Raw genomic sequence first — 21,955 nt, forward strand, 5'->3', positions numbered from 1 at the left:
CGTCCGGAAAGGGTCGACGGCTGTCATCGTCCGACGGTGATTCGCCGGAGTGCGCCGCTGACGAGCAGGTCCCGGATCGTCACGGACTCGTCGGCGATGGAGAATCGAAGTGCCCCGCCCGGCTGTCCGAACCACGGAAGCGTGATCTGTGCATGCACAAGCACATCACCTTCGGTCACGTACGGATGCACCGTGGACGGCAGCGACAGAGCGCTCGGTGGGAGCGACCTTGATTCAAACGGCGCGCCGAAGGGGTTGAGGAGCCATCCGTCTGGGCCGCCTACACGGTCGACCGGGATCGCAGGGGGCAGCTGAATGAGCACCTGGCCGCCCGATGAGCGGATCCGGTCGGCGAGCTCTGGCAAGTATCGTTCCGACGAGCGGCGCAGCTCGGTGAGTTCTTCTGTAGTGATCGACCGCGGTTCTGAGATCGGCCGGCGCAGATCTGAACGGACGAGTTCCGACGCTTCTTCCTCGTCCGTTGCGCGGGCGACTGTCCTCGCCTGGCCATAATCGACGGACTGCAACTCGAACCCAAGGGCTGATTGCTCGACGCGGAGCGCACCCTCGAGAGGCGGACGGTCCACAACGTCACCCGGAAGTCCGACAAACTGCGACGTGAATCCGGAGCGGTCGAGGTCTGCGCGGAGCGATGCGAAGGTCACGGCTTTAGGACACCGGACCCCGAAGCGCAGAAGAAGCAATCGTGCAAGTGAGACTCTGTTCATGACTATCGCGCAAGTTGGTCGTCTGCGCGCCATTTGGATCAGTGGTGTTCTAGCTCCTCCTTGCGACTGAGTAGGGAGAGTCGACGCTGCTACAGCTGTTGCTCAAACAGCATCCACATGGATCGTGTAGGTCGATCCGGGTACACCCGGATACTCTGGCAAGCGTGATCGGAGATCCGTTGGTTGTCGACGTCCCCCTCAGTCGAGCAGTCGTTCAACTCATCGGAAAGGAGCGCAGTGCGACCCCGGATGAGTCCTGGGCTGCGGTGGCACCGACCTCCGGCACCGTCCGACGGGATCTCGAAGAGATCATGCGCGACTACAACACCCTGTCGCAGATCGACTGGGCGTCCGTCGACAACGACTTGATCCGTGGAATGGACGTGTTCAAAGCGAACTTCTCGCGACTCCACCCCGAGCTCAACCCGGCAGCGATCGATGCGCTCGAGTGGAAGTTCTACTGGGACTGGCGTTGAACGACCGAGCGGACCCTTGGCAGCGTGACGGGTCACCCAATCCGGTCCGGCAACCGCGCCTCCCTGCCACCCTGCCTCATACAGTCGAACTCGGCGCCTTCGTCGGGAAAGTGCCTCCGTATTGGCCGGGCATTCCGAACCTGAACCGGGGCGCCGGTGTGATCTTCGAATACGGAGACATCGAGACGTCGAGCCGGATCGAGCGAAGCGAAGCTCGGTACGTCCTCGTGGATCGTGATCGAGCGCGCGAGGAGAAAGGTGCGGAATTCACGCATCTCGAGGACGCCGAGCGTTTCATCGCGATCCGGGGCGGGCGCAATCGTTCGGCTGGGCGATGGTTTCAGGATCGCGCGACGGCTCCTGACGACGTCGAGGTGAGAACTGAGGGCGGCGCGTACTCCTTCTCCTGGGTGGACGGCGCAGATGAACACGCGGTCTGGGCATACGGCGTTCCGCAAGCGAGTGCGGCGTACCGGCTTTGCTGGGTACGTACGCTTCCATTCGACCAGGTCATGGACGTAGTGACTGCGCAGTCGCCGATGGATCGGCTGAGGGAGCACGGGCTGCTGCGCTAGCTGTGTTGATGATGCTCGAGGCGGATGCCGCCAAGGTGACGGATGCGCTGAGCGCCAGCATCGAGTCGGGCATGGTCCCGTCGGCGATGAAGGCATGGCACACCGGCGGCGACATGTTCGGCGTCGTCGTGCCGGTCGATGGTCTTGCCGCGCGACTCCTGACGTTCGCCGACGTCGGCGGGTGGGGGCGTTTCGTCCCGGGCGGACACACCGCGGTCAAGATCGGTGGCGAGTTCTGCATCAACGAGACCCGCGAGTTCGTCGTCGAGGGCGGCATCCCGATGCCAGCCGGCTCCGTCGTGTTCAAGCTCCTCGACGGCGGTCACTGGGACCCCATCCTCATCTATGGGCGATCCGCGAGAGCAACAGGGAGAAGACGTGCCAGGCAACTCGACACCACCATGCCCGAGTACGACGCCCGCAAGCCGCGGACGGTGGAAGCGTGGAGAACCGTCTCGGAGAAGTTCGCCGAAGGAGCAAGCGGTGAGGTACACCTGATTGGTGGAACAGGGATCAGACCCACCAGTATCTGGGTGACGCGTGAATTCGAGGCCCTGAAGAACAACCCTGCCATCACGAAGATCGTGCAGGTCGATCCGGCATCCGGGTACACCCGGGTGATCTGGCCCGAGTGAAAGGAAACCAGTTGGTCGTCGATGCCGCCCTCAGTCAGGCCGTGGTGCAACTCATCGGAAAGGGGCGCAGTGCGACCCCGGGTGAGTCGTGGGGCGCGGTGGCACCGACCTCCGACTCCGTCCGACGGGATCTCGAGGAGATCATGCGCGACTACAAGACCCTGTCGCAGATCGACTGGGCGACCGTCGACAACGACTTGATCCGTGGAATGGACCTGTTCAAGGATAATTTCTCGCGACTCCACCCCGAGCTCGACTCGGCAGCGATCGATGCGCTCGAGTGGAAGTTCTCCTGGGACTGGCGTTGAATCACCAACTGCGATTCGACCCCGAGGTCGTCGAGTCGATCGTGGCCAGTGCGCCGCGAAACAGCTGACGGGCCAGCGCAGCGGATGGCCGAGACGATCCCGTTCCACGATCAGGGGTGCAGATTCTGTCGTGAGTTCTGGATCTCGACCTCTGACCAGCCGAAGTTGATCGGCGTCAGCCTCGATTACCAGTGTGACCTCTACCGGTGTGGTGTCTGTTCCTCCTGGTGGGAGTACGGCTCGAACTACCCGCACGTCATCGACGAGGACCTGGCGCACCGCATCGCGGCGACGATCGAGCCCGGTTCGTCGTGATCGTCGGCGCAGACCCCGGTGCCACCAAGCTCGCGGTCACCCTGCTGGCCAACGAAGTGACGGCGCTCTCTCGGACGACATCCACGGATCCGTCGTGACGCTTCGCACCAGTCTGCCCCACGAGCGCGCCTTCAGTGATCGAACACTCGCCGTGCTGCGCCACCTACTCGCACGCGTGGGGTTCGGCGATGGGCACTTGGTCACGAGCAGTGCCCGCCCCGACGGGTTCCACGGTCACCATCCCGACGGGTCGGCAATGAGCCGCGCCGAGTTCGTCGAACGGTACATCAAGGAGCACGGATACTCGATCGAGATCAGTAGGATCGACCCCGCTCTCGCGCAACCGGGCGGTGGACTTCAAGTACACGTGTTCGGTCCGGATGGCAACGCCGTTCGGGTGCGTGACCTTGTCGAGGCCGATCCAGCTTCCGGGAGATCGGCGCTGATGACACGAGAGGCGTTCATCCGATGATGTCCACCTCACGCGCGAGAGCGATCGGAGCGGTCCTCGGCAATCCACAACCCGACCCGGCCAGTCTGAGCGGCATCCCACGGGAGCCGAACGTCCTGGTGCAGTTCGGCGACCTGGAAACGCAGCTCGGCATCCAGGCGGAGCCGCTCGCCGTGTTCGAGCGGCAGCGGGGATCGTCGCGGATCGTGACGACCTTCACACATGAGGCCGACGCCGAACGGTACTTGTTGATCTCGGCTCGACCAGAGATCGTTCCGGAACCGTGGGATGACGCGCACGTTCGGTACACCTGGCCGGACGACGTCGTCGTCGACGATACGAAGCTCAACGTCTCGTGGGACTCGGACGACGGGACGCATCGGATGGCCACGACCGCCCTCGGCGAACGAAAGAACCTCTGCTTGGCCGCCTGGTCCCGGGACACCCCGATCGAGGTGCTGCTGGCGCGGGCCGCTCGGACCTGACGGGGATTTCTAGTCGTTCGGTGATCCAGTCGGCCTACATCTCGGCAGCGCGGACGGGCGCGGCGATGCGTCGGAGCGATCCCTCGACGAGGAGGTCACGAACGGTCAGCGACTCGTCCGCGATGGTGTACCTGATCGCGCCACCCGGTTGCCCGAACCACGGCTGCACGATCGAAGCCTGGACGAGCACCGTCGCCTCGGTGACGAACTGGTGCACGCCGGATGGTCGGCGGAGCGCCGTCGGCGGGAGTGACCGTGACTCGAACGACGAGTTGAGCTGGTTCAGGAGCCAGCCGTCCATCGCGCCGATGCGATCGACGAGCACGCCCGGGGGAAGTTGGATCAAGCTGATTCCGCCCCGCGCCGCGATCTGCTGGCGGAGCTCCGGGTAGTACGGAGCCAGTCTCGACTCGATGGCGTCCACTTCGGCCCGTGCCATCGTCAGGGGACTCGGGATGGGTCGGTCGAGGAAGGCGAGCAGGGTCGCGGACACACCGGCGATGTCGGAGGCTGAGGCGATGCCGCGAGGCCGTCCGTAGTCGACACACTGCAGCTGCTAGCCGTTGTCCCGCGCGATGACATGGAGCGCACCCTCGAGCATGGGCCCGGTCGGGGGATCCCCCGGGAGCGCGATAGTCTCCGGACCGAAGCCACGGAGATCGAGATCGGCGCGCAACTGCTGGAACGTCACCCGACGAGCGTAGCAACAGCGTCTCGCGCTCATCGAGGGCTCTGACGACTGCGTTGCAGCACAAGGAGGAGAGCATGGATCGCGCAACTGCCGAGGAGATCATCGCTGCCGAGGGTCTCGAGCGGGCCGTGTGGTTCCAGGTACCTGCTGGCAAGCCGGATGCCGTCGCGGTCTTCGAAACGAGCGACGGCTACCGGGTCGTGTCCACGGACGAGCGAGCGGTCGAGATCGGCCCGAGGGACTTCCAGGACGAATCCGAAGCACTGGAGCCGTTCATCACGCTGCTCAGAGACCTGAAGGAACTGATCGCGAGCGGCGTCGGTTGCTGACCGGGACAGCGCGAAGCGGGGTGATTGCACACCAGCTGCGAAGGGCTGTGTGCTCGAGCGAGGGCGCGCCAGCTTTCGGTCACCCTGATGGTGGGCTGCGAGTCCGGTTCATGAAGCCGGGGCCGCCCATGGGGTTCTCGTCGGCAACCGATCTCCGAAACCTCGGGATCCTCTCGTGAGCGGTTGGAACTGGTGATCCCGCACCGGGACCTGCTCTTGGATCTCCTGCACCGCGCCGGGCATGAGCGTGTTGCGGTCGAGTCCAGGGTCGTCGAGTTCGGGAACTTCGAGACTCTCGAGCGATGGGTGGTTCGCGATGACGGAGTCGCCGGTTGGCGGGGTGACCGCGGGGCTGGGGACTGGACCGGAGTCGTGTTCGAGGACCCGGAGGATGCGGCTCGGTGGATCGCGACGTCTGCAGCGGGTGTGCTCCGGGACCAGGCCGGTCTCCGGCGCGCGAACTGGCTGCGCAATCGTCCCGAAGAACTCCCCGAGGGAATGACCCTCACCATCCAGAAGGGCAAGAATCTCCTCGTTTGGGAGGTCGATGGGGTCGGCCACCGAGCGTGGTTCGGCGGCGGACGCTTCGTCGCGCCGGCCGTGCAGTTCGCCACGGTCGCTCGCGTGCCGCTCCACCGGATCGAGTCGTGCGCGCTCGAGTCCGACTCCCTAGCGGCCTTCGCCGTTGCGTCACCGAGCTGAAGACCCCTGTGGCGATCCTTCGGAGCTCACCGCTCGTGAGCAGGTCACGGATGGTCAGCGAGTCACCGGCGATCGAGAAGCGGAGCGCGCCATCGGACTGAGGGAACCACACCAGCGTGAGTTGAGCGTGCACGAGGACTTTTCGCTCAGTCACGTACCGGTGTGCGGTCGACGGGCGGAAGGTGTTGTCGGGGCGCCGGCCTTGACTTGAGCATGCTCCCGTGGCCGGCGTGGTTCTGCTGGGCGAGTTCGGGCAGGTACGCCTCGGACGAATCCCGGAAACGCTTCGGCTCTGCAGCGGGGACAGAACGCAGCGGCGCGACCGGACGCCTGAGGAACGACCGGAGAATGTCACAGGCGCCATCCTCGTCAGGCACGACTGCCGCCATGTTCGCGATCACGCGCGCCCAGGACGCAACACGGTGGGGCACCGCGCTGGAGGGGACACCGGCAGCGTCTCGGCGCGGAGGCGAGCGAACCGACGACGCGGTCCGCCTGTCGCTCGCGGTCATGCCTCGATCGACCGGAGTCGTCCGTTCGGGTGACGCATGCGGCGTCACGGTCTGCTTGAATCTGTGTGCACCGACAGCGTGAGCGCCGACAGGCAGCCGGAAGGAACGAACTCGTGAGCAGCCAGTACCCGCCGCCGTACGGCCAGGACCACGACCCGTACGGTCAGCAGCCGCAGGGGCAGCAGCCGTACGGCACGCGGGACCCGTACGGTCAGCAGCCGTACGGCACGCAGAACCCGTACGGTCAGCAGCCCTACGGGGCCCAGAACCCGCACGGTCAGCAGCCGTACGGCGCGCAGAACCCCTACGGCCCTCCGACGCCGAACGGGCAGCAGCAGGGTCAGCCGCCGTTGTGGGCGCCCTGGTATGGGATCCCGTTCCCCCACGCGTTCGTCCGCTTCTGGAAGAAGTACGTCCGGTTCGACGGTCGCGCGAGCAAGAGCGAGTACTGGTTCTGGGCACTCTGGTGGGTCATCGGCAACGTCGCGGCGAGCCTCATCGGGAGCGCGCTGGGCTTCCGGTCCGATGATGGGTCGAACAGCGTGCAGGGCCTGTGGGCGCTCGCGACGATCCTCGGGTTCATCGCGCTCACGGTGCGGCGCCTGCACGACGTGAACCTCAGCGGGTACTTCGCACTGTTCTTCATCGTCCCGCCGATCGGGGTCATCTTCTCGCTGATCGTCGGCCTGATCGGCACCGTTCCCCGGGGCCAGCGGTACGACCGGCCTGATCGGGGCTGAGGCTCCTCGCTCGTCCGTCTCGCACCTCCTCACCGCGGGGGACGAGGACGACCTCCCAGCACCGAGAACAGGACGAACTCATTGATTACGTCGACGCGGTGCGCGAACTCGCCTCGGCCGAGTCCGCGGGCATCCCCTTCTGCTGGATGCGGCGGCCGTCGAACGACGTGGACACGCCGTGCATCTACGAGACAGCAGACGGATGGCGGGTCTCCACGACGAAGGAACGGTGCACCGAGGAATCCGTCACCGACCACGCGGATCGCGCTGCGGCCATCGACGACTTCGTGAGCCGCGTGCGGGGGTTCGTGCGGTACAGGGAACTCCGGGAAGCGCTCCTCGGGGCACCGCGGCGTAGCGTCCACCCCATGACGAAGCACTGGGTGGCCCCGCGGTTTGGCGGCAGCGAAGTCCTCGAGTACGTCGACGTGGAGGTCCCGGCACCGGGCCCGGGCGAGGTCACGATCGACGTCCGTGCCGCCGGGATGAACCCCGCGGACACGAAGCACACGCGGCAGGGCGACCCGTCCGACCTGCCGATCGCGATCGGGTACGAGGTCGCCGGTGTCCTCAGTGCCATCGGCCCGGACACCACGATCGCGTCCGGCGGGGGAGCGGTCGGTGACGAGGTCCTGGCTTTCCGTGTGGCGGGCGGATGGGCCGAGCGGATCACCGTCCCCGCTCCCGACGTCTTCGCGAAGCCGGCCTCGCTCGACTTCCCCGAAGCCGCGAACCTGCTGCTCGCCGGGACCACCGCGGCCGACATGCTCCGCGTCACGCGCGCATCGGGCAACGACACCGTGCTCGTGCACGGCGCGTCCGGAGCCGTCGGGGTCAGCCTGCTCCAGCAGTTGCGGCTCCTCGGCGCGCGGGTCATCGGGACGAGTTCGGAGCGCAACGCCGACACGGTCCGAAACTTCGGTGGCGAGTGGGTCGCCTACGGCGACGGCCTGGAGGCACGGGTCCGGGAACGCGCAACGTCCAGCATCGACGTGGCACTGGACTGCGTCGGGACCGACGAGGCCGTTGACGTCTCGCTCGCGTTGGTCGCGGATCGCTCCCGCATCGTCACGATCGCGGCGTTCGGGCGCGCGCAGGACGACGGCATCCGGGCCGTCGGTGGTGCGCAGCCCGAGAGCAAGGCGTTCCGGGACTCGGTGCGGCAGCGGTTGATCGACCTCGCCGGTGCGGGTGACCTCCGTGTGCCGGTCGCGCGCACGTTCCCGCTGTCCGAGGCGAAGGCGGCTGCAGAGCTGCTCGAGTCGCAGCACCCGGGTGGGAAGCTCGCGCTCGTCCCCTGAACCGGGTGCAGCGCCGGGCGAGCGAAACTGAACATTTCCTGGTTGGATCGGTGTCGCTGACCCCGTCAGTTCGTCGCGGGCCATCCGCGGCCGACCCGATCACACCGACCCGTCCACATCCAGCAGGGGGATTCCTGATGAGTGACCAGTACCCGCCGCAGAACCCGTACGGACAGCAGCCCGCGCAGAACCCGTACGGCCAGCAGCCGCAGTACGGCCAGCAGCCGCACGGGCAGCCGCAGTACGGCCAGCCCGCGCCGACCGGCCCGAACGGCGAGCCGCCGCTGTGGGCACCGTGGTACGGCATCTCGTTCCCGAACGCCGTGAAGCGCTTCTTCAAGAAGTACGTCCGGTTCGACGGTCGAGCGAGCCGGAGCGAGTTCTGGTGGTGGTACCTCGCGAACGTGATCGTGGTCGCGGTCCTCTACGCGATCTACGGCATCGGTGCGGCGACGTCGCAGTACCAGACGGTCTCGACGACGTACGGTTCGACCTCCGCGATGACCTCGCCGTCCCCGCTGTTCATCATCGGCGGCATCCTGCTCGGCATCTGGGGACTCGCGACGATCATCCCGAACCTCGCGCTGGCGTGGCGGCGTCTGCACGACGGCAACTTCGCCGGGCCTTTCATCTTCCTCGGGCTCATCCCGGTGGTGGGCGGCATCATCCTGCTCGTCCTCTACCTGCTCCCCTCCAAGCCCGAGGGTGCGCGGTTCGACCAGCCCCACCGCGGCTGACCGGACTCGTCACCACGCAGGACGGCCCTCCCTGGTCGGCGAGAGCCGATCGGGGAGGGCCGTCCTGCTTGGTCTCAGCGCGTGTCGACTCGCTCAGACCACGCGGAGCCGGGCGAGCGAACCGTCGACGACGAGGTCGCGCACCGTGACGGACGGGTCCGCCGTCTCGAAGCGGAGTGCGCCTCCTGGCTGGTCGAACCAGGGCTGCACGAACCGGACCGTCACCAGGAACGGCCGCTCCACGAGGTACCGGTGCGTCTCGGGTGCCTGCGCGACGTGCGGCGGCAGGGAACGCTGGTGCAGCGGGGTGTCGAGCGGGTGGAGCAGGTAGCCGTCCGGCCCGCCGATGCGGTCGACGGGGACGCCCGCCGGCACCTGGATCGTCAGACCGCGCTCGCCGGCCTGCGCCACCTGCTGCGCGAGCTGCGGGTACGTGGTCGCCGCGCGGTCGCGGAGCCCGTCGAGCTCGTGGCGCGGGATGTCGCGCGGCGCCGGGAACGGACGGTTGAGGAACCGGCGGAGCATCTCGACCGCGTCTTCCTCGCCCCGAGCCGTCGCCAGGCGGCGTGCGGTGCCGTAGTCGACGACCTCGAGGGCGTACTCGTCCGCCCCGGACTGTGCGATGCGGAGTGCGCCCTCGACCGGCGGCTCGTGCAGGGTCTCACCGGGGAGCTGCACGTAGCGGACCGTGTAGCCGAGCTGGTCGAGGATGGGGCGGGTGTCCGCGAACGTCATGGCGGGAGCCTAGCGGCCCGACCTATGCCTTTCCCCGCATGATCGCCTGCTTGACCTCCGAGATCGCCTTGGTGACCTGGATGCCGCGCGGGCAGGCGTCGGTGCAGTTGAAGGTCGTGCGGCAGCGCCACACGCCCTCCTTGTCGTTGAGGATGTCGAGGCGCACGTTCGCCGCGTCGTCGCGCGAGTCGAAGATGAAGCGGTGCGCGTTGACGATCGCCGCGGGGCCGAAGTACTGGCCGTCCGTCCAGAACACCGGGCACGACGAGGTGCACGCGGCGCAGAGGATGCACTTCGTGGTGTCGTCGAACCGTGCACGGTCGGCGACGGACTGGACACGCTCCTTGCCCTTCTCCGGAGCCGTCGAGGCCTGGAGGAACGGCTGGACCTCGCGGTAGGAGGCGAAGAACGGCTCCATGTCGACGACCAGGTCCTTCTCGAGCGGCAGGCCCTTGATCGCCTCGACGTAGATCGGCTTCGAGACGTCGAGGTCCTTGATGAGCGTCTTGCACGCCAGCCGGTTGCGCCCGTTGATGCGCATCGCGTCGGACCCGCACACCCCGTGCGCGCAGGAGCGGCGGAACGTGAGCGAGCCGTCCTGCTCCCACTTGATCTGGTGCAGGGCGTCGAGGATGCGGTCGGTCGGCAGCATCATGACGTCGAAGTCCTGCCAGCGCGGCTCGTCGTCGACGTCCGGGTCGAAGCGGCGGACGATGATCGTGACGGGGAACGAGCCGGGAGGGGCGTCCTGCACGGTCTTGGTGCGGGGGGCGTCGGAGACCAGGGTGTCGGTCATCAGTACTTCCTCTCCATCGGCTCGTAGCGCGTCACCACGACGGGCTTCCAGTCGAGCGTGATGTGGTCGTCGGCGAGTGACGAGTGCGGGTCGCCCGTCAGGTACGCCATGGTGTGCTGCATGTAGTTCTCGTCGTCGCGCTTCGGGTAGTCGTCGCGCATGTGGCCACCGCGGCTCTCCTTGCGGTTGCGCGCGGAGTAGACGACGACCTCGGCGAGGTCGAGCAGGAAGCCCAGCTCGACCGCCTCGAGCAGGTCGGTGTTGAACCGCTTGCCCTTGTCCTGCACGGACACCTGCAGGAACCGGTTCCGGAGCTCGTGGATCGTCTCGGTGACCTTCGCCAGGGACTCGTCGGTCCGGAACACCTGGGCGTTCCGGTCCATCTCCTCCTGGAGCTCCTTGCGGAGGGCGGCGACCCGCTCGGTCCCGGTGGAGGCCCGGAGCTGGTCGAGCATGTCCTTGACGCCCTGCTCCGGGTGTTCCGGCAGGGGGAGGAACTCGGCGGTCTGGACCCACTCGGCGGCGTTGTTGCCGGAGCGCTTGCCGAACACGTTGATGTCGAGGAGCGAGTTCGTGCCGAGTCGGTTCGACCCGTGCACGGACACGCAGGCGCACTCGCCGGCGGCGTAGAGGCCGGGCACGACCGTGGTGTTGTCGTACAGCACCTCGGCCTTGACGTTGGTGGGGATGCCGCCCATGGCGTAGTGGGCGGTCGGCATCACCGGGACCGGCTCCACGACCGGGTCGACCCCGAGGTAGGTGCGGGCGAACTCGGTGATGTCCGGCAGCTTCGTCTCGAGGACCTCGGCGCCGAGGTGCGTGCAGTCGAGCAGCACGTAGTCCTTGTTCGGTCCGGCACCGCGCCCTTCGGCGACCTCCTGCACCATGCACCGGGCGACGATGTCGCGGGGGGCGAGGTCCTTGATGGTCGGGGCGTAGCGCTCCATGAACCGCTCACCGGACGCGTTGCGGAGGATCGCGCCCTCGCCGCGGGCACCCTCGGTCAGGAGGATGCCGAGCCCGGCGAGCCCGGTCGGGTGGAACTGGAAGAACTCCATGTCCTCGAGCGGCAGGCCGGTCCGCCACACGATGCCGACGCCGTCGCCGGTCAGGGTGTGCGCGTTCGAGGTGGTCTTGAACATCTTGCCGAAGCCGCCCGTGGCGAAGATCATCGCCTTGGCGTGGAAGACGTGCAGTTCACCGGTCGCGAGCTCGTACGCCACGACACCGGCGGGCTGCTTGCGCGTGACGCCGTCGTCGCCGGTGACGTCGACCATGATGAGGTCGAGCGCGTAGAACTCGTTGAAGAAGTTCACGCCGAGCTTGACGCAGTTCTGGAAGAGCGTCTGCAGGATCATGTGACCCGTGCGGTCAGCCGCGTAGCAGGCCCGGCGAACCGGGGACTTGCCGTGGTCGCGCGTGTGGCCGCCGAAGCGTCGCTGGTCGATCTTGCCCTCGGGCGTGCGGTTGAACGGCAGACCCATGTTCTCGAGGTCGATGACGGCGTCGATCGCCTCCTTCGCGAGGATCTCGGCCGCGTCCTGGTCGACCAGGTAGTCGCCGCCCTTGATCGTGTCGAAGGTGTGCCACTCCCACGAGTCCTCTTCGACGTTCGCGAGCGCCGCGGCCATGCCGCCCTGCGCCGCGCCCGTGTGGGACCGCGTCGGGTAGAGCTTCGAGATGACGGCGGTCTTGGCCTTCGGCCCGGCCTCGATGGCCGCGCGCATGCCCGCGCCGCCCGCGCCGATGATGACGACGTCGAACTGGTGGTGGTGGACCGTGGTGTCGGTCGGGGTGTTCAGTGCCACTGGGGTCTTTCGCTAGGGGGTCGGGCGGGCGTGCGGGGCGGTCAGCGTGCCGGGCAGAACGACGGCAGGTCCGCGGCGGAGGCGCCGGCGGGGCACGGGTCGAAGGTCCAGCAGACGAGCAGGCCGAGCACGATCAGGACGACGCAGGCGATGAGGATCGCGACGAGCAGCGTCTTCCGGATCCCCGGCTTCGCCACGTAGTCGTTGACGATCGTCCGCATGCCGTTCGAACCGTGGACGAGCGCCAGCACCAGCATGAGCGAGTCCCACACCTGCCAGAACGGGTTCGCCCACTTGCCGGCGACGAACGCGAAGTCGATCTGCTTGACGCCCTCGCCCGCCACCATGTTGACGAACAGGTGGCCGAAGATCAGCACGACGAGCAGGACGCCCGACGCGCGCATGTAGATCCAGCCCCACTTCTCCCAGTTGGTGGTGCGGCGGGCTGCGCCGGCCGAGCGGGGCGGTTCGATGGTCTGCGTGGTCATCGTGTGGCTCCTTCCGGCCTCAGTTGAAGTCCGCGACGAGGTTCATGAGCTGGCGCGGCAGGAAGCCTGCGATGAGGATCGCCCAGACGACCAGCACGATCCAGAACATCGCGCGCTGGTACTTCGGGCCCTTCGACCAGAAGTCGACCAGGATGATGCGGAGGCCGTTGAGCGCGTGGAACACGATGGCCATGACGAGCGCGATCTCGCCGAGGTTCATGATCGGCGTCTTGTACGTGCCGATCACCGCGTTGTAGGCCTCGGGCGAGACCCGCACGAGCGCCGTGTCGAGGATGTGCACGAGCAGGAAGAAGTAGATCGCGACACCGGTGATGCGGTGCAGGACCCAGGACCACATGCCGGTCGAACCCCGGTACAGGGTCCCCTGCGGCGTCCGAGAAGCGCGTGGCGCCTCGATCGTCACCTGGGGTCCGGCGGTCGCCGTACCCCCTGCGGTCTGCTCGGCCATGAGCGAGTCCTCCCATAGGACGGGCTCGCCGATCGGCGAGCCCTTGCCGTTCGTGTTCTGTGGAACACGTCCATCCTATGCTCGCGCGCTGACACTCTCGTGCCAACGTGCACGCACCGCTCGCGTGGCGCTCGGCGGCGCACCGATGGTCCTGGCGGTGTCGTGGTGGGCGAGCAGCTGGTCGCCCACGGCTTCCCACGTGGTGCCCTCCACCCGGAGCCGCCCGGCCGAGCCCATCCGCGCCGCGAGCGCGCGGTCGTGGTGCAGCCGCAGCACGGCCTGGCGGAGCGCCTGCGGCGCGTCGGGGTCGTAGAGGTCGCCGTCGAGCCCCGGCGCGACGAGGTCGACGGGGCCGCCGGAGGCGGGTGCCACGACCGGCAGGCCGCTCGCGTGCGCCTCCTGCAGGGTCTGGCCGAAGGTCTCGGCGGGTCCGGTGTGCACGAACACGTCGAGCGCCGCGTACGCGTCGGCGAGCGCGTCGCCGCGCAGCGGGCCGGTGAAGTGCACGTCCAGGTGGCGGAGCCGACGCTCCAGCAGCGGCCGGGAGGGACCCCCTCCTGCGACCACGACCCGGATCCCGGGGATGCCGCCCAGCTCGGCGAGCCGTTCGACCTCCTTCTCCGGTGCGAGCCGACCGACGTAGCCGACGATGGTCTCGCCGTCCGGCGCGAGCCGGCGGCGGAGCGCGCGGACGTGCGCCGCGTCGCGGCGCTCCGGGCGGAACAGCGCCGTGTCGACCCCGCGTCCCCACCGCGCGACGCGCGGGACGCCGTCCTCGGCGAGCATCGCCGCGGTCGCGCTCGACGGGGCGAGCGTCAGCGATGCCCCGGCGTGGATGCGCCCCAGGATCCGGCGCACCAGCGGGACGGTCGCGGTCAGGCCGTTGCGGCGGGCGAACCCGGCCACGTCGGTCTGGAAGACGGCGACGGAGGGGATGCCGAGCCTCCCGGCCGCCGCGATCGCGCGACCGCCGAGCAGGAACGGACTCGCGGCGTGCAGCACGTCGGCGCCGGAGGCGGCGAGGATCGTGTCCAGGACCGGGTGGGGGAGCGCGACCGGGAACTGCCGGTAGGCGACCGCGGGGACGCGGTGGACGTCGTAGCCGTTGAAGCGCTCGACGTGGTCCTTCGGCCGGAGCTGGGCGATGCCCGGGGTGTCCGGCGCGATCACGACGGCGCGGTGGCCGCGGAGTCGCAGGTGGTCCAGGACCGCGATGACGCTCGTGGTCACGCCGTTGAGGGTGGGCAGGAAGCTCTCGGTGACGACGGCCACGGTCCGCTGGGACGTGCCGCGCTCCACGCTGCGTGCGCTCATGGTGCGTCCCATGCTCCGCGGGCGGCGTGACCGGGCAGGGGAGGCCGCGTGAACGGCGGGCACGGACGGGGTGAACAGGTCGTGCGCGGTTGCGGGAGCCCGCATGCGGGAAACCTGCGGGCGGCGCCCAGGTCGCACCCGCCGTGACCGGTACGGTGAGCGGGTGGCAGACGAGCTCCGAGACTTCTACGCGATCATCCCCGCCGGTGGCATCGGCTCACGGCTGTGGCCGCTGTCCCGAGCCGACGCACCGAAGTTCCTGCACGACCTGACCGGGTCGGGGACGTCGCTGCTGCGACAGACGTGGGACCGACTGGCGCCGCTCGCCGGCGACCAACGGATCATGGTCGTGACCGGGCGGGCGCACCGAGCCGCGGTCGAGGCGCAGCTGCCGGGCGTCGCGGACCACAACGTCGTGCTCGAGAGCGAGCCGAAGGACTCCACGGCCGCGATCGGCCTGGCCGCCGCGATCCTCCGCCGCCGCGAGCCGGACGTCGTGATCGGGTCGTTCGCCGCCGACCACGTCATCGGTGATGCCCGCGGCTTCCGACGCTCGGTGCGCGAGGCCGTCGCGGCCGCCCGGGCCGGCTACGTCACCACCATCGGCATCACGCCCACGGAGCCGGCGATCGGCTTCGGGTACATCCACGCGCACGGCGACACCATGGGGATCGCGGGCGCCCCGACCGCGCACGCCGTCCGGTCCTTCGTCGAGAAGCCCGACCTCGACACCGCCCGCTCGTACCTGGAGCAGGGCACCTACCTCTGGAACGCGGGCATGTTCATCGCGCGCGCCGACGTGCTGCTCGCCGAGATCGGGCGGACGAAGCCCGAGCTGCTCGCCGGGCTCGAGGAACTGGCCGACGCGTGGGACACCTCGTCGCGCGGGGCGGTCGTCGACGCCGTCTGGCCGGGGCTCGAGAAGATCGCGATCGACTACACCGTCGCGGAGCCCGCCGCGGCAGCCGGACGCATGGCCGTCGTGCCCGGCGACTTCGACTGGGACGACGTGGGCGACTTCGCGTCGCTCGCGAAGCTGCAGTCGGGTGGCCGGGCGAACAACCTCGCCGTGCTCGGCGACGGAGCCCGCATCCTCGCCGACTCGTCGAGCGGCATCGTCGTGTCGCACAGCCAGCGGCTGATCTCGCTCATCGGGGTCGAGGACATCGTCGTGGTGGACACCCCGGACGCCCTCCTCGTGACCACCAGCGCGAACGCCCAGCGGGTCAAGGGTGTGGTGGACGCACTGAAGATCAGCGGTCGTGGGGACGTGCTGTAGCGCTCCACCACGAAAAGCGCTTGACGGCCCGGGAACACTGGGCGCGCGTTACGGGCACGTTTCCTCCTGGTCGCGATCCGGTAACCGATCGCGGAGCCGTCAGCAGGGGGTTCTGTACCGGTCGGACTGTCGTGTACTGTCACCACGATCGCCCGGAACCACAGCTCCGGGCCAACGCCCCCGGAGGAATCACCCAAGTGTCATCCCGCACCCGAAAGATCGCGCTCAGCGGCCTCGCACTCGTCGGCACCGTCGCCGTCCTCGCCGGCTGCTCCGCCGCCCCGTCCGACACCGCCACGGCCAAGAAGACCGACTTCCGTCCCTGCATGGTCTCCGACTCCGGCGGCTTCGACGACAAGTCCTTCAACCAGCTCGGCTTCGAGGGGCTGCAGGACGCCGCCAAGGAGATCGGCGCCACGTACAAGTCGGCCGAGTCGAAGGACTCCACGGTCTACGACTCGAACATCGAGCAGCTCATCAACCAGAACTGCAAGCTGATCGTCACGGTCGGCTTCAACCTCGCCGACGCCACCAAGAAGCAGGCCGCCGCGAACCCCGACACCGACTTCGCCATCATCGACGACAACTCGATCAAGGCGGACAACGTCAAGCCGATCACGTTCGACACCTCGCAGGCGGCGTTCCTCGCCGGCTACGCGGCCGCGTCGTACTCGAAGTCCGGCGTCGTCGGCACCTTCGGCGGCATGCAGATCCCGACCGTCACCATCTTCATGGACGGCTTCGCGGACGGCGTGAAGTACTACAACGAGAAGAAGGGCAAGGACGTCAAGGTCGTCGGCTGGGACGAGTCGACCCAGAAGGGCTCCTTCACGGGCGGCTTCGAGGCCGGCACGCAGGCCAAGGCCGTCGCACAGACGCTCCTCGACCAGAAGGCCGACGTCATCCTCCCCGTCGGTGGCCCGATCTACCAGTCGGCCGCCGAGGCGATCAAGGACGCCGACAACGGCTCCGTCCTCATCGGCGCGGACAGCGACCTCTACGAGGCCGACCCCCGCTACAAGGACATCGCGTTCACGTCCGTCGAGAAGGGCATGCGCCCGGCGACCAAGGCCGTCGTGCTCGAGGCCGCGAAGGACGACTACTCGAACACGCCGTACGTCGGCACGCTGAAGAACGACGGCGTCGGCATCGCGCCGTTCCACGACTACGCCTCGAAGGTCGACAAGGACCTGCAGAGCGAGCTCGACACGATCAAGTCCGGCATCATCGACGGCTCGATCACGGTCAAGACCGAAGCGACCGTCAAGTAACACCACGGATGCGGGCGGGGGAGCAGTCCTCCGCCCGCATTCCCGTGCCCCGACACGAGGAACAGCGCAGCACATGAAGCTCGAACTCCGCGGCATCACCAAGCGGTTCGGTTCGCTGGTCGCCAACGACCACATCTCACTCACCGTCGAGCCGGGAGAGGTCCACTGCCTCCTCGGTGAGAACGGCGCGGGCAAGTCCACCCTGATGAACGTCCTCTACGGCCTGTACCAGGCGGAGGAGGGCGAGATCCTCCTGGACGACGTCGTCCAGGACTTCGACGGACCCGGCGACGCGATGCGCGCCGGCATCGGCATGGTGCACCAGCACTTCATGCTCGTGCCCGTGTTCACCGTCGCCGAGAACGTCATGCTCGGTCAGGAGCAGACCACCTTCGGCGGACGACTCGACCTCGCCGGCGCCCGCGCGCGGGTCCGGGAGATCTCCGACCGGTTCGGGTTCGACGTCGATCCCGACGCCCGCGTCGAGGACCTGCCCGTCGGCGTCCAGCAGCGCGTCGAGATCATCAAGGCGCTCTCGCGCGACGCGAAGGTCCTCGTCTTCGACGAGCCGACCGCCGTGCTCACGCCGCAGGAGACCGACGAGCTGATGGCGATCATGCGGCAGCTCCGCGAGGCCGGCACCGCGATCGTCTTCATCACGCACAAGCTCCGCGAGGTCCGGGAGGTCGCCGACCGCATCACCGTGATCCGGCTCGGCAAGGTCGTCGGCGAGGCGTCGCCGACCGCGACCAACAACGAGCTCGCGGCACTGATGGTCGGCCGCGCCGTCTCGCTCGTGGTCGACAAGACCCCGGCGACCGGGGGCGAGGACGCGCTCGTCGTCGATCACCTCACGGTCACCGACCCGAACGGCGTCGTCACGGTCGACGACGTCTCGTTCACGGTGCGCCGCGGCGAGGTCCTCGCGATCGCCGGCGTGCAGGGCAACGGCCAGACCGAGCTCACCGAGGCGCTCCTCGGCCTCGAGCCGGTGCGGTCCGGCCGCGTCACGCTCGACGGTGCCGAGCTCACCGGGCGCAGCGTCAAGCAGATCCTCGACGCAGGGGTCGGGTTCGTGCCCGAGGACCGCAAGGAGGACGGCCTGGTCGGCGAGTTCACCATCGCCGAGAACCTCATGCTCGACCGTGCCGACCACGCCGAGTTCGTCCGTGCCGGCACGATCCGCGGTGCCGAGCGGGACGCCTTCGCCGACGAGAAGATCGCCGAGTTCGACATCCGCACGCCGTCCCGGGCCACCGCGGCCGGTCGGCTGTCAGGCGGCAACCAGCAGAAGATCGTGCTCGCCCGGGAGCTCAGCCGCGACCTCCGGCTGTTCGTCGCCGCCCAGCCCACGCGCGGCATCGACGTCGGCTCGATCGAGTTCGTGCACAAGCGCATCGTCGCCACCCGCGACACCGGCGTACCGGTCATCGTCGTCTCCACGGAGCTCGACGAGGTCGTCGCCCTCGCCGACCGGATCGCCGTGATGTACCGCGGCGCCATCGTCGGCATCGTCCCCGCGGACACCCCCCGAGACGTCCTCGGCCTCATGATGGCCGGGGAGCTCCCCGAAGGAACGGAGCTGGCCGCGTGAACGCGCAGGACCCCCAGAACGCGACCCCCGCACCGGTCACCGACGACCGCGTGCAGGAGGACGGCACGACCGCCGGCCTCACCACGGACACCGCCGTCGACTCCGAGCGGCGGGCCGGCGGCGGCGACCGCTGGAGCACCGCCCTGCAGAGCATCGTCAACGGCTCCGTGCTCGTCACGGTGCTCGCCGTCGTGCTCGCGCTCGTGGCGTGCGGCATCCTCATCGCCGTCACCGACGAGAACGTCCGCACGGCGGCGGGCTACTTCTTCGCCCGTCCGTCGGACACGTTCCAGGCGATCGGGACCGCGGTCGGCGGGGCGTACGCCTCGCTGTTCCAGGGGTCGGTGGTCAACTTCGGCGCGAGCTCGTTCGCGCAGGCGATCGTGCCGATCACGCGCTCGGTCGACTACGCCGTGCCGCTCATCGCCGCGGGCCTCGGCATCGCGGTCTCGTTCCGCGCCGGCCTGTTCAACATCGGCGGCCAGGGCCAGATCCTCATGGGCGCCGCGGCGGCCGGCTGGGTCGGGTTCTCGTTCGACCTGCCCGCGGTCGTGCACATCCCCCTCACGATCCTCGCCGGCATCGTCGGCGGTGCGGTCTGGGGCGGCATCGTCGGCGTCCTCAAGGCCCGCACCGGAGCCAACGAGGTCGTGCTGACGATCATGCTCAACTACGTCGGGCTCTACCTCCTCAGCTACATGCTCCGCACCCCGGGGCTGCTGCAGGCCAAGGGCAGCCCGAACCCGATCTCGCCCGCCATGGACGACAGCGCGGTGCTCCCGCAGCTGTTCGGCCCGCGCTACGGCATCGACCTCGGGTTCGTCGTGGCGCTCATCGCGGTCGTCGTGGTTTGGTGGCTGCTCAACAAGTCGTCGCTCGGCTTCCGGTTCCGCACCATCGGCGAGAACCCCCGTGCCGCGCGCGTGGCCGGCATGAGCGTGCCCTCCCTCACCATCTGGGTGATGCTCATCTCGGGCGCCCTCGTCGGCATCGCCGGGGCGTACCAGGTGCAGGGCGCGGTCACGAGCGGCTTCACCGCGAACATCGACGCCGGCATCGGCTTCGACGCCATCACGGTCGCGCTCCTCGGCCGCTCGAAGCCGTGGGGCGTGTTCTGGGCGGCGATCCTGTTCGGCGTGCTGAAGAACGGCGGCTACGCCATGCAGGCCGCGAACGGCATCCCGATCGACATCGTCGGCGTCATCCAGGCACTCATCGTCCTGTTCATCGCGGCACCGCCGCTCGTCCGCGCGATCTTCCGGATCCCGCAGCCGGGCGCCCGTCGTCGCACCCGCACCAAGCAGAGCAAGAAGGCGGTCGCCGCGTGAGCACCATGGCCCCCACCGCGCCGGCAGCGGCGCCCCTCGCCACCGCCGGTGTCGAGACCACGCGCAGCTGGAAGACCGCGATCGGCTACGGCGTGTTCACGGTCATCGCGATCCTGCTGTTCGGCGTCGCGCACCGACCGGGCACCGCGACGTTCCGGCTCGCCTCGAAGGGCGACTTCTTCGCCCTGCCCAACCTGCCGCTGCCCGCCACCGCGACGGGCGTGGTCGTCATCGTCCTGCTCGCCCTCGCCACCGTGTACGCGGTCGTCGAGACGCGAGCGAACCGGCGCGTCCGCCTGTGGGTGACCGCGCTGTTCGCGATCGTCTTCGTCGTGGGCTTCCTGGCCTGGGCCGTCGCGGGCGACTCGATCACCATCCCCGGCATGCTCGTCGGCGCCCTCGGCCTGAGCGTCCCGCTCGTGTTCGGCGCGCTCGGCGGCGTCATCTCCGAGCGGGTCGGCGTGGTGAACATCGCCATCGAGGGCCAGTTCCTCGCGGGCGCGTTCACCTCGGCACTCGTCGCGTCGATCACCGGCACCCCGTGGGCCGGTCTGGTCGGTGCGGTCGTCGCGGGCACCCTGGTGTCCTTCATCCTCGCCGCGTTCAGCATCAAGTACCTCGTCGACCAGGTGATCGTCGGCGTCGTCATCAACGCGTTCATCTCGGGCCTCACCGGCTTCCTGTACTCGCAGGTGCTCTCGCCGAACGAGTCGACGCTCAACTCCGGCCTGCGCTTCGCGAAGATCGACATCCCGCTGCTCCACCAGATCCCGGTCATCGGCCCGATCTTCTTCGAGCAGAGCATCGTCGTGTACCTGGCGTACATCGCGGTGGCGGTCGTCACGTTCTGCCTGTTCAAGACCCGCTGGGGCCTGCGGCTCCGTTCGGTCGGCGAGCACCCGCAGGCGGCGGACACGGTCGGCATCAACGTCGCGCGCACCCGCTTCTGGAACGTGTCGCTCGCCGGTGCCATCGCCGGTCTCGGCGGCGCGTACTTCACGCTCGACGCCGTCGGCGGGTTCACGAAGGACATGACCGCGGGTGCCGGCTACATCGCCCTCGCCGCCGTCATCTTCGGTCGCTGGGACCCGATCCGCGCCACCCTCGCCGCGCTGCTGTTCGGCTTCGCGTCGAACCTGCAGAACGCGCTGAGCGTCGTGCAGGGCTCGCCCGTCCCGAGTGAGTTCCTGCTCATGCTGCCGTACGTGGTCACGATCCTCGCGGTCGCCGGCCTGGTCGGGCAGGTCCGCGGTCCCGCCGCGGCGGGCAAGCCCTACATCAAGAGCTGACGGACTGGAGGCACGGCACATGACCGACACGGAACCCACGCCCGGCTCGGGGTCGCGTCCCGCACACGCGGCCGCCGACGCGGCCGCGGCCGGCTGGGCGGACCCGGCCGCGGCCCTCCGCGCGACCGACGGCGGCGCCGCGGCCGACGGGGCGGACGCCACCACGAGCCTCCCGGCCGACCCGGCGTCCGCCGACGTCGACTGGAGCGTCCTGCGGGACGCGGCCACGGCCGCGATGCGCCACGCGTACGCGCCGTACTCGTCGTTCCCGGTGGGTGCCGCGGCGCTGACCGACGACGGGCGCGTCGTGTCGGGCTGCAACGTCGAGAACGCGTCCTACGGCGTGACCCTCTGCGCCGAGTGCTCCCTCGTCTCGCAGCTGCACATGACCGGCGGCGGCAAGCTCGTCGCGTTCACGTGCGTCGACGGCGACGGGGCGACCCTGATGCCGTGCGGCCGGTGCCGGCAGCTGCTGTTCGAACACTCGGCGGAGGGCATGCTGCTCGAGACCGTCTCGGGCATCCGCACCATCGACGAGGTCCTGCCGGACGCCTTCGGGCCCCGCACCCTCGTCACCTACCAGCAGGAGCACTGACCGC

The 21,955-nt window shown here is 68.8% G+C and carries 27 protein-coding genes; 18 read left to right on the top strand and 9 right to left on the bottom strand.

The window, feature by feature from the left end; translation table 11 throughout:
• Nucleotides 1-23: 23 nt before the first annotated feature.
• Nucleotides 24-665, bottom strand: coding sequence for a TNT domain-containing protein (locus Csp2054_RS03370; protein ID WP_176491533.1), 642 nt, complete (start codon nt 663-665; stop codon nt 24-26).
• A 329-nt stretch (nt 666-994) separates the two neighbouring features.
• Here Csp2054_RS03370 and Csp2054_RS03375 point away from each other — a divergent pair, with 329 nt between their 5' ends.
• The 7 genes from Csp2054_RS03375 to Csp2054_RS03405 all read left to right on the top strand — a co-directional run bounded on the left by Csp2054_RS03375 (nt 995) and on the right by Csp2054_RS03405 (nt 3,973).
• Entirely contained in the window at nt 995-1,204 is a 210-nt protein-coding gene (locus Csp2054_RS03375) for a hypothetical protein (RefSeq protein WP_096897878.1), read from the top strand.
• A 158-nt stretch (nt 1,205-1,362) separates the two neighbouring features.
• Nucleotides 1,363-1,779 (top strand): hypothetical protein, encoded by a 417-nt coding sequence (locus tag Csp2054_RS03380; protein ID WP_096897879.1) that lies wholly within the window; start codon nt 1,363-1,365, stop codon nt 1,777-1,779.
• Nucleotides 1,780-1,784: 5 nt separating this feature from the next.
• Nucleotides 1,785-2,414: a hypothetical protein gene (locus Csp2054_RS03385; protein ID WP_141399102.1), complete on the top strand. Its 630-nt coding sequence runs from the start codon at nt 1,785-1,787 to the stop codon at nt 2,412-2,414.
• 11 nt (nt 2,415-2,425) lie between these two features.
• On the top strand, nt 2,426-2,722 hold the full coding sequence (locus Csp2054_RS03390; RefSeq protein WP_096897881.1) for a hypothetical protein: 297 nt from the start codon (nt 2,426-2,428) through the stop codon (nt 2,720-2,722).
• A gap of 84 nt (nt 2,723-2,806) precedes the next feature.
• Nucleotides 2,807-3,037 (top strand): hypothetical protein, encoded by a 231-nt coding sequence (locus tag Csp2054_RS03395; RefSeq protein WP_096897882.1) that lies wholly within the window; start codon nt 2,807-2,809, stop codon nt 3,035-3,037.
• A 94-nt stretch (nt 3,038-3,131) separates the two neighbouring features.
• On the top strand, nt 3,132-3,509 hold the full coding sequence (locus tag Csp2054_RS03400) for a hypothetical protein (protein ID WP_096897883.1): 378 nt from the start codon (nt 3,132-3,134) through the stop codon (nt 3,507-3,509).
• The gene (locus Csp2054_RS03405) at nt 3,506-3,973 is read left to right on the top strand and encodes a hypothetical protein (protein ID WP_141399103.1); all 468 of its coding nucleotides are present in this window, start codon (nt 3,506-3,508) and stop codon (nt 3,971-3,973) included. The genes Csp2054_RS03400 and Csp2054_RS03405 overlap by 4 nt, the downstream gene beginning before the upstream one ends.
• A gap of 34 nt (nt 3,974-4,007) precedes the next feature.
• On the opposite strand, the gene Csp2054_RS03410 is transcribed toward Csp2054_RS03405, so the two are convergent.
• Together Csp2054_RS03410 and Csp2054_RS18450 are read right to left on the bottom strand one after the other, a co-directional pair.
• Nucleotides 4,008-4,466 carry a TNT domain-containing protein gene (locus Csp2054_RS03410; protein WP_096897885.1) on the bottom strand — a complete coding sequence of 153 codons (459 nt, stop codon included), beginning with the start codon at nt 4,464-4,466 and terminating at the stop codon, nt 4,008-4,010.
• Nucleotides 4,467-4,529: 63 nt separating this feature from the next.
• Complete coding sequence (locus Csp2054_RS18450; protein WP_255252595.1) at nt 4,530-4,664, bottom strand: hypothetical protein; 135 nt, start codon at nt 4,662-4,664, stop codon at nt 4,530-4,532.
• A gap of 53 nt (nt 4,665-4,717) precedes the next feature.
• Here Csp2054_RS18450 and Csp2054_RS03415 point away from each other — a divergent pair, with 53 nt between their 5' ends.
• The 5 genes from Csp2054_RS03415 to Csp2054_RS03435 all read left to right on the top strand — a co-directional run bounded on the left by Csp2054_RS03415 (nt 4,718) and on the right by Csp2054_RS03435 (nt 8,985).
• A complete protein-coding gene (locus Csp2054_RS03415) occupies nt 4,718-4,993 on the top strand; it encodes a hypothetical protein (protein WP_096897886.1) in 276 nt (91 codons plus the stop codon).
• A 183-nt stretch (nt 4,994-5,176) separates the two neighbouring features.
• A complete protein-coding gene (locus tag Csp2054_RS03420) occupies nt 5,177-5,695 on the top strand; it encodes a hypothetical protein (protein WP_141399104.1) in 519 nt (172 codons plus the stop codon).
• A 625-nt stretch (nt 5,696-6,320) separates the two neighbouring features.
• Entirely contained in the window at nt 6,321-6,947 is a 627-nt protein-coding gene (locus Csp2054_RS18645; RefSeq protein ID WP_176491534.1) for a DUF805 domain-containing protein, read from the top strand.
• A gap of 368 nt (nt 6,948-7,315) precedes the next feature.
• Nucleotides 7,316-8,248 carry an NADP-dependent oxidoreductase gene (locus Csp2054_RS03430; RefSeq protein ID WP_096898022.1) on the top strand — a complete coding sequence of 311 codons (933 nt, stop codon included), beginning with the start codon at nt 7,316-7,318 and terminating at the stop codon, nt 8,246-8,248.
• Nucleotides 8,249-8,385: 137 nt separating this feature from the next.
• Nucleotides 8,386-8,985 (top strand): DUF805 domain-containing protein, encoded by a 600-nt coding sequence (locus tag Csp2054_RS03435; RefSeq protein WP_096897889.1) that lies wholly within the window; start codon nt 8,386-8,388, stop codon nt 8,983-8,985.
• 93 nt (nt 8,986-9,078) lie between these two features.
• Here Csp2054_RS03435 and Csp2054_RS03440 read toward each other — a convergent pair whose 3' ends face one another.
• The 6 genes from Csp2054_RS03440 to Csp2054_RS03465 all read right to left on the bottom strand — a co-directional run bounded on the left by Csp2054_RS03440 (nt 9,079) and on the right by Csp2054_RS03465 (nt 14,595).
• Complete coding sequence (locus Csp2054_RS03440) at nt 9,079-9,720, bottom strand: TNT domain-containing protein (RefSeq protein WP_096897890.1); 642 nt, start codon at nt 9,718-9,720, stop codon at nt 9,079-9,081.
• A 22-nt stretch (nt 9,721-9,742) separates the two neighbouring features.
• Nucleotides 9,743-10,516 (bottom strand): succinate dehydrogenase iron-sulfur subunit, encoded by a 774-nt coding sequence (locus tag Csp2054_RS03445; RefSeq protein WP_096897891.1) that lies wholly within the window; start codon nt 10,514-10,516, stop codon nt 9,743-9,745.
• A complete protein-coding gene (gene sdhA, locus Csp2054_RS03450) occupies nt 10,516-12,324 on the bottom strand; it encodes a succinate dehydrogenase flavoprotein subunit (protein WP_096897892.1) in 1,809 nt (602 codons plus the stop codon). Before sdhA ends, Csp2054_RS03445 begins: the two co-directional genes overlap by 1 nt.
• A 41-nt stretch (nt 12,325-12,365) precedes the next feature.
• Nucleotides 12,366-12,812: a succinate dehydrogenase, hydrophobic membrane anchor protein gene (sdhD, locus tag Csp2054_RS03455; RefSeq protein ID WP_096897893.1), complete on the bottom strand. Its 447-nt coding sequence runs from the start codon at nt 12,810-12,812 to the stop codon at nt 12,366-12,368.
• A 19-nt stretch (nt 12,813-12,831) separates the two neighbouring features.
• Complete coding sequence (sdhC, locus tag Csp2054_RS03460; protein WP_096897894.1) at nt 12,832-13,281, bottom strand: succinate dehydrogenase, cytochrome b556 subunit; 450 nt, start codon at nt 13,279-13,281, stop codon at nt 12,832-12,834.
• Between the two features lie 75 nt (nt 13,282-13,356).
• The gene (locus Csp2054_RS03465; protein ID WP_255252596.1) at nt 13,357-14,595 is read right to left on the bottom strand and encodes a glycosyltransferase family 4 protein; all 1,239 of its coding nucleotides are present in this window, start codon (nt 14,593-14,595) and stop codon (nt 13,357-13,359) included.
• 163 nt (nt 14,596-14,758) lie between these two features.
• On the opposite strand from Csp2054_RS03465, the gene Csp2054_RS03470 reads away from it, so the two are divergent.
• From Csp2054_RS03470 to Csp2054_RS03495, 6 genes are all read left to right on the top strand, one after another.
• Nucleotides 14,759-15,874 (top strand): mannose-1-phosphate guanylyltransferase, encoded by a 1,116-nt coding sequence (locus tag Csp2054_RS03470; protein ID WP_096897896.1) that lies wholly within the window; start codon nt 14,759-14,761, stop codon nt 15,872-15,874.
• A 197-nt stretch (nt 15,875-16,071) separates the two neighbouring features.
• Nucleotides 16,072-17,145 (top strand): BMP family protein, encoded by a 1,074-nt coding sequence (locus Csp2054_RS03475; RefSeq protein WP_096897897.1) that lies wholly within the window; start codon nt 16,072-16,074, stop codon nt 17,143-17,145.
• A 73-nt stretch (nt 17,146-17,218) separates the two neighbouring features.
• Nucleotides 17,219-18,739: an ABC transporter ATP-binding protein gene (locus Csp2054_RS03480; RefSeq protein WP_096897898.1), complete on the top strand. Its 1,521-nt coding sequence runs from the start codon at nt 17,219-17,221 to the stop codon at nt 18,737-18,739.
• On the top strand, nt 18,736-20,067 hold the full coding sequence (locus Csp2054_RS03485; RefSeq protein ID WP_176491535.1) for an ABC transporter permease: 1,332 nt from the start codon (nt 18,736-18,738) through the stop codon (nt 20,065-20,067). The genes Csp2054_RS03480 and Csp2054_RS03485 overlap by 4 nt, the downstream gene beginning before the upstream one ends.
• Before the next feature lie 5 nt (nt 20,068-20,072).
• Nucleotides 20,073-21,356, top strand: coding sequence for an ABC transporter permease (locus Csp2054_RS03490; protein ID WP_096898023.1), 1,284 nt, complete (start codon nt 20,073-20,075; stop codon nt 21,354-21,356).
• A 211-nt stretch (nt 21,357-21,567) separates the two neighbouring features.
• A complete protein-coding gene (locus Csp2054_RS03495) occupies nt 21,568-21,951 on the top strand; it encodes a cytidine deaminase (RefSeq protein ID WP_058726734.1) in 384 nt (127 codons plus the stop codon).
• Nucleotides 21,952-21,955: the final 4 nt, after the last annotated feature.

It is taken from the genome of Curtobacterium sp. 'Ferrero', assembly GCF_002412165.1.
GTDB lineage: Bacteria > Actinomycetota > Actinomycetes > Actinomycetales > Microbacteriaceae > Curtobacterium.